At 72.9% G+C, this 12019-nt stretch carries 13 protein-coding genes; 2 read left to right on the top strand and 11 right to left on the bottom strand.

What is annotated here, in order from left to right; genetic code table 11:
* Nucleotides 1-209 precede the first annotated feature (209 nt).
* Complete coding sequence (locus ACFVX9_RS03240) at nucleotides 210-1232, top strand: M4 family metallopeptidase (RefSeq protein WP_387980107.1); 1023 nt, start codon at nucleotides 210-212, stop codon at nucleotides 1230-1232.
* Between the two features lie 122 nt (nucleotides 1233-1354).
* On the top strand, nucleotides 1355-1621 hold the full coding sequence (locus ACFVX9_RS03235; RefSeq protein ID WP_063351090.1) for a protealysin inhibitor emfourin: 267 nt from the start codon (nucleotides 1355-1357) through the stop codon (nucleotides 1619-1621).
* Nucleotides 1622-1697: 76 nt separating this feature from the next.
* Here ACFVX9_RS03235 and era read toward each other — a convergent pair whose 3' ends face one another.
* From era to ACFVX9_RS03180, 11 genes are all read right to left on the bottom strand, one after another.
* Entirely contained in the window at nucleotides 1698-2627 is a 930-nt protein-coding gene (gene era, locus ACFVX9_RS03230) for a GTPase Era (RefSeq protein ID WP_063347514.1), read from the bottom strand.
* Nucleotides 2628-2686: 59 nt separating this feature from the next.
* Entirely contained in the window at nucleotides 2687-2845 is a 159-nt protein-coding gene (locus tag ACFVX9_RS03225) for a hypothetical protein (protein ID WP_159398424.1), read from the bottom strand.
* A gap of 151 nt (nucleotides 2846-2996) precedes the next feature.
* Nucleotides 2997-3350: a hypothetical protein gene (locus ACFVX9_RS03220; RefSeq protein WP_063351091.1), complete on the bottom strand. Its 354-nt coding sequence runs from the start codon at nucleotides 3348-3350 to the stop codon at nucleotides 2997-2999.
* Nucleotides 3351-3381: 31 nt separating this feature from the next.
* Nucleotides 3382-3927 carry a DUF4383 domain-containing protein gene (locus ACFVX9_RS03215; protein ID WP_387980105.1) on the bottom strand — a complete coding sequence of 182 codons (546 nt, stop codon included), beginning with the start codon at nucleotides 3925-3927 and terminating at the stop codon, nucleotides 3382-3384.
* A gap of 22 nt (nucleotides 3928-3949) precedes the next feature.
* Nucleotides 3950-4186, bottom strand: a complete 237-nt coding sequence (locus tag ACFVX9_RS03210; protein ID WP_063351092.1) for a hypothetical protein — start codon at nucleotides 4184-4186, stop codon at nucleotides 3950-3952.
* A gap of 33 nt (nucleotides 4187-4219) precedes the next feature.
* Complete coding sequence (locus ACFVX9_RS03205) at nucleotides 4220-5509, bottom strand: hemolysin family protein (protein WP_387980103.1); 1290 nt, start codon at nucleotides 5507-5509, stop codon at nucleotides 4220-4222.
* 55 nt (nucleotides 5510-5564) lie between these two features.
* Nucleotides 5565-6059 carry an rRNA maturation RNase YbeY gene (gene ybeY, locus ACFVX9_RS03200; RefSeq protein WP_063347517.1) on the bottom strand — a complete coding sequence of 165 codons (495 nt, stop codon included), beginning with the start codon at nucleotides 6057-6059 and terminating at the stop codon, nucleotides 5565-5567.
* 14 nt (nucleotides 6060-6073) lie between these two features.
* Nucleotides 6074-7192, bottom strand: a complete 1119-nt coding sequence (locus ACFVX9_RS03195) for a PhoH family protein (protein ID WP_387980101.1) — start codon at nucleotides 7190-7192, stop codon at nucleotides 6074-6076.
* 176 nt (nucleotides 7193-7368) lie between these two features.
* Nucleotides 7369-8292, bottom strand: a complete 924-nt coding sequence (locus ACFVX9_RS03190; protein WP_063347519.1) for a ribonuclease Z — start codon at nucleotides 8290-8292, stop codon at nucleotides 7369-7371.
* Nucleotides 8293-8297: 5 nt separating this feature from the next.
* On the bottom strand, nucleotides 8298-8651 hold the full coding sequence (locus ACFVX9_RS03185) for a histidine triad nucleotide-binding protein (protein WP_380379884.1): 354 nt from the start codon (nucleotides 8649-8651) through the stop codon (nucleotides 8298-8300).
* Between the two features lie 120 nt (nucleotides 8652-8771).
* A complete protein-coding gene (locus ACFVX9_RS03180) occupies nucleotides 8772-12008 on the bottom strand; it encodes a PDZ domain-containing protein (protein WP_387980098.1) in 3237 nt (1078 codons plus the stop codon).
* Between the last annotated feature and the right edge of the window lie 11 nt (nucleotides 12009-12019).

Genomic DNA, 12019 nt, shown 5'->3' with positions numbered 1-12019 from the left:
GATCCCCGCGGCGAGGGAGCCGGCCCTGTGGACTACAGGCCCTCGACGCGGCAGCTAAGAAGAAGCAGCCCGTTGCGCATGATGGCCCCAGCGTAACCCAGGGCCGCGCGCCCCCGAAGTGATCCGGGCCACCGTTCCACCCCTTGAGACACCGACCGGTCACGCCAAGAGTGGTGACAACCGGTCATCGAGGCCTCACCCTGGGCCACATGACTGCAGCAGTTCCGATCTGCGCGATCGTCCCGCCGTACGTCCTGGACCGCCTCGCCGAGGCCGGTCACGAGCCCGCCGTCCGCTCCCTCCTGCTCGACACCGCGCACCGCGCGGCCCGCCTCGCCCCTCCCCCGCCCGTCAGCACCGGCCCGACCCCCAGCCGGCTGATCGCCGACACCACCCACAGCCAGCGGCTGCCCGGCCGGACCGTCCGCACCGAGGGCCAGGCCCCGGTCGCCGACCAGTCCGTCAACCACGCCTACGACGGCCTCGGCGACACCTTCGCCCTGTACGCCACCGTCTTCGGCCGCCGCTCGATCGACAACCGGGGGCTGCGCCTGGACGCCACCGTGCACTACGGCCAGGACTACGACAACGCCTTCTGGAACGGCCACCAGATGGTCTTCGGCGACGGCGACGGCGAGATCTTCGGCGACTTCACCGCCTGCGTCGACGTCATCGGCCACGAACTCACCCACGGCGTCACCCAGTTCACCGCCGGCCTGCAGTACCAGGACCAGCCCGGCGCGCTCAACGAGTCGGTCTCCGACGTCTTCGGCTCGCTGGTCAAGCAGTACGCGCTGCGCCAGGACGCCGCCCACGCCGACTGGCTGATCGGCGCCGGACTGCTCGCCCCCGGCATCCAGGGCGTGGCGCTGCGCTCGATGAAGGCCCCCGGCACCGCCTACGACGACCCCCGGCTCGGCAAGGACCCGCAGCCCGCGCACATGCGGGACTACGTGGACACCACCGACGACAACGGCGGCGTGCACATCAACTCCGGCATCCCCAACCACGCGTTCTACCTGCTGGCCACCGCCCTCGGCGGCCAGGCCTGGGACCGCGCCGGACGGATCTGGTACGACGCCCTGACCGGCCACCAGCTGGCCGCCGACGCCGACTTCACCGCCTTCGCCCGGGCCACCGTGGCCGCCGCCAAGGCCCGCTACCCCGACCAGTCCTCGGTCGCGGACACCGTGACGGCCTCCTGGGCGCAGGTGGGCGTCAGCCCCGGCTGAACCCCTCAGACCTCGACGACGGCCCCGGCCGAGGACCGATTGAGACCAGGTTGAGCCGGGCTTAAGGTCACGGTCCGGGAAAAGACCGGCAAACTCCCTCCCCTGGTAGCACCATGGACACCATGCGTATCCAGGTGACCCGGACCGGCGGCTTCGCGGGGATCGTCCGCCATGCGGAACTCGACACCGTCGACCGCACGGACGCCCCGCACGTCCACGCGCTCGCCCGCGAGGCCGTCGCGGGCGGGCTGCGGGCGCCCTCGTACGGGGTTCCGGACGGCTTCCACTACGAGATCACCGTCGACGGCCGGACGGTCTACTGCGCCGACCCGAAGCTCACCGACTCGCAGCGCGAACTGGTGTCGCTGGTCCTGCGCGAGGGCGCGTAGCCCCACCGGCCCCCGGACACGCCGAAGGCCCGCCCGGTCGATCAGATCCGGGCGGGCCTTCGCTGGGAGCCGGGGCTCAGAAGCCGAGCTTGCGCAGCTGCTTCGGGTCGCGCTGCCAGTCCTTGGCCACCTTGACGTGCAGGTCCAGGAAGACCGGCGTGCCGAGCAGCGCCTCGATGTGCTTGCGGGCGGTGGTACCGACGTGCTTGAGCCGCGCGCCCTTGGCGCCGATGACGATCGCCTTCTGGCTCTGCCGCTCGATGTAGACGTTGGCGTGGATGTCCAGCAGCGGGCGGTCCGCCGGGCGGCCCTCGCGCGGGAGCATCTCCTCGACCACGACGGCCAGCGAGTGCGGCAGCTCGTCCCGGACGCCCTCCAGGGCGGCCTCGCGGATCAGCTCCGCGACCATGATCTGCTCGGGCTCGTCGGTGAGGTCGCCGTCCGGGTAGAGCGGCATGCCCTCCGGCAGCAGCTTGGTGATCAGGTCGCCGACCAGTTCCACCTGCTTGTCGCCGACGGCCGAGACCGGGATGATCTCGGCCCACTCGATGCCCAGTTCCTCACCGAGCTGGTGGATGGCGATCAGCTGCTCGGCGAGCCGCTTGGAGTCGACCAGGTCGGTCTTGGTGACGATGGCGACCTTGGGGGTCTTCTTGACCTCGGCGAGTTCCTTGGCGATGAACTTGTCGCCGGGGCCGAGCTTCTGGTCGGCGGGCAGGCAGAAGCCGATCACGTCGACCTCGGCCCAGGTGCTGCGGACCAGGTCGTTGAGGCGCTCGCCGAGCAGGGTGCGCGGCTTGTGCAGGCCGGGGGTGTCGACCAGGACGAGCTGGGAGTCCGGGCGGTGCACGATGCCGCGCACGGTGTGCCGGGTGGTCTGCGGGCGGTCGGAGGTGATCGCGACCTTCGTCCCCACCAGAGCGTTGGTCAGGGTCGACTTGCCCGCGTTGGGTCGGCCGACGAAGCACGCGAAGCCGGAGCGGTACGAGGAGGAAGGGGCACTCATGTGCTCCATTCTCCCTGATCACCGGAGTCGCGCTGCCCGGGCCCGCCCGCACCGCCCGATCAGCCCTTGCGACCGCCCCGCGAAACCACCGACATCACCACCAACAGGACCAGGAAGGCGACCGAACCCCAGAGCCAGTACGGCGAGCCGGTCTCCTGCCACTTGCCCATCCCCATCACGAACAGCAGCAGCCCGGCGAAGAACGCCACCGCCCCCATGTGCCCAGCCCCCTCACCGAGTTCACTCCCCGGTGAGACTATCCGCTCGGTTCGGGCAGGTGTTCGCCAGGCCGCCGCCATCGCCCGCCGCGGCAAGCCACAGTGGGCCCTGAGCAGGCCCCGGCGGGCCTCAAGCAGCCCTCGGCAGCCCTCAGCGGGCCTCGGCCGCCACCCGCAGCGTCCCGTCCACACCGGCCAGCAGCACGGGCGTCCCGGCCCCGCCGAGGTCCCGGACGGCCGCCAGGTCGGCCTCGGCCGGCTGCTCCGCCTCGCTCACCACGGCCGCCGCCTCCAGCGACTTCGCACCGCTGGCCACCGCCATCGCCACCGCCGTCTGCAGCGCGCTCAGCCGCAGCGACTCCAGCGCGACCGTCCCGGCCACGTACGTCCGGCCGGTCTCGTCACGCACCGCGGCCCCCTCCGCGACGCCGTTGCGGGCGCGGGCCGAGCGGGCCAGGGTGATGATCTTCTTGTCTTCGGGGTCGAGCTCGACGATGTCACTCATGCCGCCGAGCATAGGCGGCCCCCGCGGCCGCTCAGTGGCCGACCGGGTGGGTCGGACCGGGGTTCGGGTTGAGGACCTTGACGAAGGTCTTCGGCCCGGACGGCCGCGCCGTCTCGTGCTCCGTGCGCTCGCGCCAGAACGGGTTGTCGTGCGGCAGGTGACTGCTCACCCGGCCGTACATCCCGAAGGTCGTCAGGATCACCCCGAAGATGAAGGCGAACAGCACGTTCGACATCCGGAAGTTCAGGATGTTGGCGTCCGGCCGCCCGAGCACCGCCAGGCCGTAGAAGCCGGACAGGACGAACAGCACGCCGACCACCATGTTCAGGTTGGACGCGAAGTTGCCGCCGACCACCGCCCCCACCACCAGGATCGCGCCCGCCACGATGGACAGGATGCTCAGCGCCCCGTTGGTCGACAGCCCGGTGATCCGGTCACCGTGGGTGGCGAGGAAGCCCGGGTGATCGGCCAGCCCCAGGCACCCGAACACGATCAGGAAGATCCCCCCGAGCCCCGCCCCGATCCGCCACACCGTGGCGAGCCGGCTGTTCACGGGCAGTTCGTCTTGCAGCTTCATGGCGACCTCCACCAGACACGCCCTAGCTGTAGGGATGGCTCCCCTGCATGTGCGGCACCTCGTGCATGTAGAGCGAACCGCACTGCTGGCAGCAGCGCAGCCCGGTGCCCCACTCCTGCTCGGGCCGCGTCTCGGCGTCGTCGGCCAGGCTGCGGCCGCAGAGCGCCGTCGCGGGGTCGCCGTCGCGCACCACGTGCCAGACCTTGACCCCGCCGGTCGCACCCTGCGGGCCGTACTCCGCGCGAAGTTGATGCGTCATGCTGTCCATGGTCGCTCCGCCGGGGCGCGACCGCTACTCGCCGGGCTCCGCCCCGGCCTCCGCGGCCTTGCGGACCGGGGTCGCGACCATCGAGCCGATCCGGTTGCGGCGCCCGGCCGAGGACTCGGCGGTCAGCAGGATGCCGGTCAGCCCGGTGCCGGCGGGCTCGGGCAGCGGGATCTCGCAGGCCGAGCCGGGGATCGGCACCCGGCCGAGGTGCTTGGCCAGCAGGCCGCCGACGGTCTCGACGTCCTCGTCCTCCAGCTCGACGCCGAACAGCTCGCCCAGGTCCTCCACCAGCAGCCGGGCGGTGATCCGGTACGAGCCGTCGCCGAGGTCCTCCACCGGCGCGATCTCCCGGTCGTACTCGTCGGTGATCTCGCCGACGATCTCCTCCAGGACGTCCTCGATGGTGACCAGGCCGGCCGTGCCGCCGTACTCGTCGATCACGATCGCCACGTGCGAGCGGCGCTGCTGCATCTCGCGCAGCAGGTCGCCGGCCGGCTTGGAGTCCGGTACGAAGACGGCCGGGCGCATCACCGCGCCGACCTCCTCGGACTCCGCCTCCCGGTTGATGTGGGTGCGCCGGACCAGGTCCTTCAGGTAGACGATGCCGACCACGTCGTCCTCGCTGTCCCCGACCACGGGGATCCGCGAGAAGCCCGAGCGCAGCGCCAGGGTGAGCGCCTGCCGGACGGTCTTGTGCCGCTCGATCATCACCAGGTCGGTGCGCGGCACCATCACCTCGCGGACGATGGTGTCGCCCAGCTCGAAGACCGAGTGCACCATCCGGCGCTCCTCGTCCTCGATCAGGTCGTCCTTCTCGGCGAGGTCGACCAGCGCCCGCAGTTCGGCCTCGGAGGCGAACGGCCCCTCCCGGTAGCCCTTGCCCGGGGTCAGCGCGTTGCCGAGCAGGATCAGCAGCCGCGGGATCGGGCCGAGCACCGCGGCCAGCGGCAGCAGCACGAAGGAGGCGGCGGTCGCGGTGGTGAGCGGGTGCTGGCGCCCGATCGTGCGCGGCGAGACCCCCACCGCGACGAAGGACACCAGCACCATCACGCCGAACGCCAGCAGCACGGCCTGCCAGATCGGCTCCACGTTGCGCACGCACACCACGGTGACCAGGACGGCCGCCGCCATCTCGCTGGCCACCCGGATCAGGGTCGCCAGGTTGAGGTAGCGGATCGGGTCGGAGGCGACGGTCAGCAGCCGGGCCGAGCCGCGCCGCCCGGCCCGCACGGCCTCCTCCGCCCGGAACCGGGAGACCCGGGAGATGCCCGCCTCGGCGCACGCGGCCAGCCAGCCGAGGACGACGAGGAGCACGGCACCGAGGATGAAGCTCGTACTTTCACCACTCACAGGGGTTCGGGCTCCGCGCTCAGTGGGTGGTGGGGGCCGGGGAGAGACCACCGAGGCCCCGGCCCGCCCGCCAGTCGTCCAGGATGCGCTTCTGGAGGGCGAACATCTCCTCCTCCTCCTCGGGCTCCTCGTGGTCGTACCCGAGGACGTGCAGCACCCCGTGGACGGTGAGCAGTTGGAGCTCCTCGTCCATCGAGTGCTTGGAGGGGGCCGCCTTGCCCTGCTGCTCGGCGACCTCCGGGCAGAGCACGATGTCGCCGAGCAGGCCCTGCGGCAGCTCCTCGCCCTCCTTGCCGGGGCGCAGCTCGTCCATGGGGAAGGACATCACGTCGGTGGGGCCGGGGAGGTCCATCCACTGGATGTGCAGCTCCTCCATCGCCGCTCCGTCCACCAGGATCACGGACAGTTCGGACTGCGGGTGGATCCGCATCTTGTCCAGGGCGAAGCGGGCGACGTCGAGGATGGCTTCCTCATCGGCGTCCCAACCGGACTCGTTGGCGATGTCGATCGACATGACGGGCTGCGTACTCAGCTTTCGGTGCGATGGGACTGACGGGGTGCGCGGGAGCCGCGCCGCTGGGCCGGCTTGCGGGCGGGCGAGGGGTTCTCCTCGGCCTCCTGCTTGGCGTCCCAGCGTTCGTAGGCGTCCACGATCCGGCCGACCAGCTTGTGGCGGACCACGTCGGTGCTGGTGAGGACGGAGAAGTGGATGTCGGGCACGTCGGCCAGGATGTCCTGGACGACCTTGAGGCCGCTGCGGGTACCGCCCGGGAGGTCGATCTGGCTGGTGTCGCCGGTGACCACCACCCGGGAGTTGAAACCGAGGCGGGTGAGGAACATCTTCATCTGCTCGGGCGAGGTGTTCTGGGCCTCGTCCAGGATGATGAAGGCGTCGTTGAGGGTGCGGCCGCGCATGTAGGCCAGCGGCGCGACCTCGATGGTGCCGGCCGCCATCAGGCGCGGGATGGAGTCCGGGTCCATCATGTCGTGCAGCGCGTCGTACAGCGGGCGCAGGTACGGGTCGATCTTCTCGTAGAGGGTGCCGGGCAGGAAGCCCAGCCGCTCCCCCGCCTCGACGGCCGGGCGGGTCAGGATGATCCGGTTGACCTCCTTGGCCTGGAGGGCCTGGACGGCCTTGGCCATCGCGAGGTAGGTCTTGCCGGTGCCGGCCGGGCCGAGGCCGAAGACGATCGTGTGCTTGTCGATCGCCTCGACGTAGCGCTGCTGGTTGAGGGTCTTGGGGCGGATCGTGCGGCCCCGGTTGGACAGGATGTTCGCGGTGAACACCTTGGAGGGCGCCGGGCTGTCCGGGTCCTCCGCGGCACCGCGGAGCATGGCGATGGAGCGCTCCACGGAATCCTCCGTCAAGGACTGGCCGGTGCGCAGCACCAGCATCATCTCGGTGAAGAGCCGCTGCACGAGGGCGACCTCGGCGCGCGCTCCGGTGGCGGTCACCTCGTTGCCGCGGACGTGGATGTCGGCGGCGGGGAAGCCCTGCTCGATCACGCGCAGCAGCGAGTCCGCCGTGCCGAGCAGGGTGACCATCGGGTGCTTCTCGGGGATGACGATCCGGGCGCTGACGCGACCGTCGTCGGCCGGTTCGGGGCGCGACTGTCCGTTCGTACGGGTCTGCGATGTGTCACTCATAGGTCGGCGCTGGGCCTGCCTCATCCCATCCGTGGTGTCGTGTGCCGATCGGTCTCTCCGGGGCACCAGGGTACGCCGCGCACGTGGTCGCCGCGGCGGGCGGCGGGGCCGCACCCGACGATGCTGCGGCAGATCGGGGGGCGGCGCGAGCGCTTTTCACGGGGTGCGGGCCGGGTTCACGGCTGGCGCCGGACGGGGACGGGCACCCGGGCGAGGTCGGCGGCGAGCACCAGCTCGCCGTCGAAGTGCTTGCGGGCGTCGGCCAGATGCTGGCCCAGGTCCGGGTAGCGCTGGGAGAAGTGGGTCAACACCAGGGTGCGCACACCGGCCTCGGCGGCGGCCTTGGCGGCCTGCCCGGCGGTGAGGTGGCCGTGCTCCTCGGCGAGCCGGGAGTCGGCGTCGGTGAAGGTCGACTCGGCGACCAACAGGTCGGCGCCCTCGGCGAGTTCGTACACGCCGTCGCAGAGCCGGGTGTCCATCACGAAGGCGAAGCGCTGGCCCGGCCGGGGCTCGCTGACCTCCTCCAGGGTGACCCGCCGGCCGTCCGCCTCGATCGCCCCCTCGTGCTGGAGGCGGCCGACCGCGGGGCCGAAGACGCCCAGCGCGGCGAGGCGTTCGGGCACCAGGCGGCGGCCGTCCGGCTCGGACAGCCGGTAGCCGAAGGACTCCACGGGGTGGGACAGCCGCACGGCGTCCAGCGCGAAGCGGGCGCCGGGTGCGGGCAGCGGGCCCGGCTCGTCGATCGGCCGGGGCCGCAGGACGGCCGTCTCGTGGTAGGCGGTGGCGTGCCGCAGCCGCTCGAAGTAGACCTCGCCGGAGGCCGGGAAATAGACGTCCACCGGGTGGGGGACGCGGTCCAGGTTGATCCGCTGGATCACCCCGGCGAGGCCCAGGCAGTGGTCGCCGTGGAAGTGCGTGACGGCGATCCGGGTGATCTGGGTGGCCGAGACGCCGGCCAGCAGCATCTGCCGCTGGGTGCCCTCGCCGGGGTCGAACAGCAGGCCCTCGCCGTCCCAGCGGAGCAGGTAGCCGTTGTGGTTGCGGTGCCGGGTGGGCACCTGGCTGGCGGTGCCGAGGACGACGAGTTCGCGCTGTGACACGTAGGTCAGACCATGTTCTCGGTCATCGGCTTGCCGCCGAGCACGTGGACGTGGGCGTGGAAGACCGTCTGGCCGGCGCCGGCGCCGGTGTTGAAGATCAGCCGGTAGTCCTCGACGCCCTCGTCCCTGGCCACCGCGCCCGCCTCGGCGAGGAGTTCACCGGCGATCTCCGGCTCGGCGGCGGCCAGCTCGGCGGCGTTCGGGTAGTGGACGTGCGGGATGACCAGGACGTGCAGCGGCGCCTTGGGGGCGATGTCGCGGAAGGCGAGGACGCGCTCGGTCTTGCGCACCACGGTCGCCGGGATCTCGCCCGCCACGATCTTGCAGAACAGGCAGTCGGGCTGCGGCTCGCCGGCCATCGGCTTCTCCTCGGTTCGTGTCTGGTCTGGGGCCGTACGGGCGCAGCCTAGCGGGAAGTCGGCCGGGCCGACCTCCCGTTCGGCTGCTCTCCCGCCCGACGGGGGCGACGGGGGCGTGCCCTACGCCCAGGGCATCGGCGGGGCCGTGCGGGGCGGGGCCGCGGCGAGCGCGGCGAGGGCGATCCGCACGCCCTCGGCCAGCTGCGGGTCCTCGCCGGCGGCCCACTGGTGCGGGGCCATCGGCACCTCGACGTCCGGGTCGACGCCGTGGTTCTCCACGCCCCAGCCGTAGTTCTCCAGCCAGTACGCGTACTTGGGCTGGGTGACGAGGGTGCCGTCGACCAGGTGGTAGCGGCTGTCGATGCCGATCACCCCGCCCCAGGTGCGGGTGCCGACCACCGGGCCGATGCCGAGCGTCTGGATGACGGCGTTGACGACGTCGCCGTCCGAGCCGGAGAACTCGTTGGCGAGCGCGACGACCGGCCCGCGCGGGGCGTCGAGGGGGTAGGGCACCGGGTGGTCGGTGTCCCGGATGGCGTTCCAGCCGACGATCCGGCGGGCGAGCTTCTCGATCACCAGCTGCGAGGTGTGGCCGCCGCGGTTCTCCCGGACGTCGACGATCACGCCGTCCCTGGCCAGCTCCACGGCCAGGTCGCGGTGGATCTGGGCCCAGCCGGCCGACTGCATGTCGGGGATGTGCAGGTAGCCGAGCCGGCCGCCGGACAGCTCGCGCACCGCGGCCCGCCGCCCGGCCACCCAGTCGTGGTAGCGCAGCGGCTCCTCGTCGGCGATCGGGACGACCACCGGGTGGCGCTGGTCGGTGCCGTCCTTGCCGGCCACGGTCAGCTCGACCGGCTGCCCGGCGGTGCCGGCCAGCAGCGGGGCCGGGCCGGTGACCGGGTCCACCGGGCGGCCGTTGACGGCGAGGACCGCGTCGCCCGGGCGGATCGCGGCGCCGGGCGCGGCCAGCGGCGAGCGGGCCCGGGGGTCGGAGGACTCGCCGGGCAGGATGCGGGCGATCCGCCACCGGTCGCCGTCCCTGGCGAGGTCCGCGCCGAGCAGGCCCTGGCGCCGGGCGGGCTCGGTGTACCGGCCGTACGGGACGACGTAGGCGTGCGAGGTGCCGAGTTCGCCGTGCACCTCCCAGAGCAGGTCGACCAGGTCGTCGTGCGAGCCGAGGCGTTCCACGAGCGGCCGGTAGCGGTCCAGCACGCCGGCCCAGTCGACGCCGCCGAGGTCGGGACGCCAGAAGTTGTCGCGCATCAAGCGGCCGTTCTCGGCGTACATCTGCCGCCACTCGGCGGCCGGGTCGACGGTGACCCGCAGCCGGGTCAGGTCGACGCCCACCTCGTCGTCCTCGCCGCCCGCCTTGTGCTCGGCCGGGACGATCCGCAGCTCACCCCCGTCCAGCACGGCCACCCGGGTGCCGTCCCCGCTGACCGCGAAGCCGTCCACGCCGTGCACCAGTTGCTCGACGCGGCGCTTCTTCAGGTCGAAGCGCTCCAGCACCGGCCGGGGCCGCTCGTCCTCGGGCGAGGCCGCCTCGTCGCCGAGTTCGCCGAGCAGCGGGGCGCGGGTCCACAGCACGCCGTCCTTGGCGGCCCTGAGCGCGTCGAACCGGCCGCCCTCGACCGGGAACGGGACGATCCGGTCCGCGATGCCGTCCAGGTCGACCCTGGTCACCGGCGCGGCGTCGCCGGCGGCCTCCTCGCCGTCCGCCTTCCTGCCGCGCGGCTCGTCCTCCTCCCCGCCGAGCGGGCGCCCGGCCCGCTGCGGCCCGAACGGGGACGGCGTGTCGGCGGCCAGCGTGATCAGGTACGGGCGGCAGCCGTTGGGGAACGACAGGTCGAAGACGTGCGAGTCGTAGACCGGGTCGAAGTTGCGCACCGACAGGAACGCCAGGTAGCGGCCGTCCGCGGTGAAGGCCGGCGAGGTGTCGATGAAGCGCTCCTGGGTGACCTCGCCGACCGTCCGGGTCGCCAGGTCGGCCAGCACGATCTGGCGCAGCGAGTACGGGCCCAGCCGGTGCACCGGCCGCGACCAGGCCAGCCAGGCCGAGTCCGGGCTGAAGGCCAGCCCGCCGACCTCGCCGTCGGCGCTGCGGTCCAGCTCGTGCACGGTGCCGTCGGCGAGCGCGACCAGCAGGACCCGGCCGTCGTGCACGCCGAGCGCGGCCTGCCTGCCGTCCGGGGACACCGCCAGGGAGTTGACCCGGCCGATCCGCCCGGCGGCCAGTCGGCGGCGCTCGGCGCCCTGGGCGTCGGGGGCGAACTCCAGGGCGTCCTCGCCCTCGGCGTCGGACACCCACAGCACGCCCTGGGTGCCGTCCTCGCCCGGCACCACCCGGGCCAGCCGCCCGCGCGCCCCCGGGGTCTCGTCCAGCACCCGGGCCGGGCCCTCGCGGTGGGTCAGCCAGTGCACGTCGCCGCGCACCACCACGGCGCCGGCCCGGCCGGTGCGGTCGGGGGCGGCGGACTCCAGCCAGTGCGCGGCGTGCACCGGGCGGGGGCGGCGGCCGCTGCGCGGGCCGGCCAGCCGGATGTCGAGGCGGCGGGGCGCGGCTCCCGCCAGGTCGTCCAGCAGCCAGACGTCGCCGGCCCGGTGGAACACCGCCCGGGTGCCGTCGGTGCCGGCGTTGCGGGCGTAGAAGCCGTCCGGGTCGGTGGTGTGGCGGCGCAGGTCGGAGCCGTCCGGGAGGCTGGAGTAGAGCTCGCCGACGCCCTCGTGGTCGGAGAGGAAGGCGATCCGCTCCCCCACCCACAGCGGCGAGTCGAGCTGGCCGTCCAACTCCTCGTGGACGCGGACGAATTCGTCCCGCCCGATCCACAACTTGCCCGCCCGGCCGCCCCGGTAGCGCTTCCACCAGGCCGGCTCGCGGTTGTTGACGGTGCCCAGCAGCACGCGGTCGCCGCCCGGCTCGAAGGCGAGCCCGCCGACCGGCCCGTACGGCAGCCGCACCGACTCGCCGCCGTCCAGCGGCACGGCGTGCGCCCAGCTGCGGCGCAGGGTCGCCTCACCGGCGGTGGTGAGGGCGATCGGGCGCCCGTCGGCCGTCCAGCCCCGCACCTCGGTCTGCTCGCTGCCCCAGTGGGTGAGCCGCCGGGACGGCCCGCCGTCCACCGGCACCACGTGCACCTCGGGCGCGCCGTCCCGGGTGGAGGTGAAGGCGATGTGCCGCCCGTCGGGGGCGAACCGGGGGTGCCGGACGGGCAGGTGATCGGCCGTCAGCCGCCAGGCCCGGCCACCGTCCAGCGGGGCCAGCCAGACGTCGTCCTCGGCGACGAAGGTGACCAGGTCACCGTGCAGATGGGGGTGGCGCAGGTAGGCGCCCGCAGAGGTGCTCAGGGGTTCCGTCACGCGGTCAGCGT

It is taken from the genome of Kitasatospora sp. NPDC058243 (assembly GCF_042882025.1).
Classification (GTDB): Bacteria; Actinomycetota; Actinomycetes; order Streptomycetales; family Streptomycetaceae; genus Kitasatospora.
Note: the sequence above shows the minus strand (reverse complement) of the source record. Positions and strands in the feature narration are given on the sequence as shown.

Excerpts from the sequence above, each read along its gene's own strand:
- ACFVX9_RS03185 (WP_380379884.1), bottom strand. The coding sequence starts at position 8,651 with ATGGCCGGCGAGCCGCAGCCCGACTGCCTGTTCTGCAAGATCGTGGCG.
- ACFVX9_RS03235 (WP_063351090.1), top strand. The coding sequence starts at position 1,355 with ATGCGTATCCAGGTGACCCGGACCGGCGGCTTCGCGGGGATCGTCCGC.
- ybeY (WP_063347517.1), bottom strand. The coding sequence starts at position 6,059 with ATGTCGATCGACATCGCCAACGAGTCCGGTTGGGACGCCGATGAGGAA.
- ACFVX9_RS03240 (WP_387980107.1), top strand. The coding sequence starts at position 210 with ATGACTGCAGCAGTTCCGATCTGCGCGATCGTCCCGCCGTACGTCCTG.
- ACFVX9_RS03220 (WP_063351091.1), bottom strand. The coding sequence starts at position 3,350 with ATGAGTGACATCGTCGAGCTCGACCCCGAAGACAAGAAGATCATCACC.
- ACFVX9_RS03215 (WP_387980105.1), bottom strand. The coding sequence starts at position 3,927 with ATGAAGCTGCAAGACGAACTGCCCGTGAACAGCCGGCTCGCCACGGTG.
- ACFVX9_RS03210 (WP_063351092.1), bottom strand. The coding sequence starts at position 4,186 with ATGACGCATCAACTTCGCGCGGAGTACGGCCCGCAGGGTGCGACCGGC.
- ACFVX9_RS03195 (WP_387980101.1), bottom strand. The coding sequence starts at position 7,192 with ATGAGTGACACATCGCAGACCCGTACGAACGGACAGTCGCGCCCCGAA.
- ACFVX9_RS03225 (WP_159398424.1), bottom strand. The coding sequence starts at position 2,845 with ATGGGGGCGGTGGCGTTCTTCGCCGGGCTGCTGCTGTTCGTGATGGGG.
- era (WP_063347514.1), bottom strand. The coding sequence starts at position 2,627 with ATGAGTGCCCCTTCCTCCTCGTACCGCTCCGGCTTCGCGTGCTTCGTC.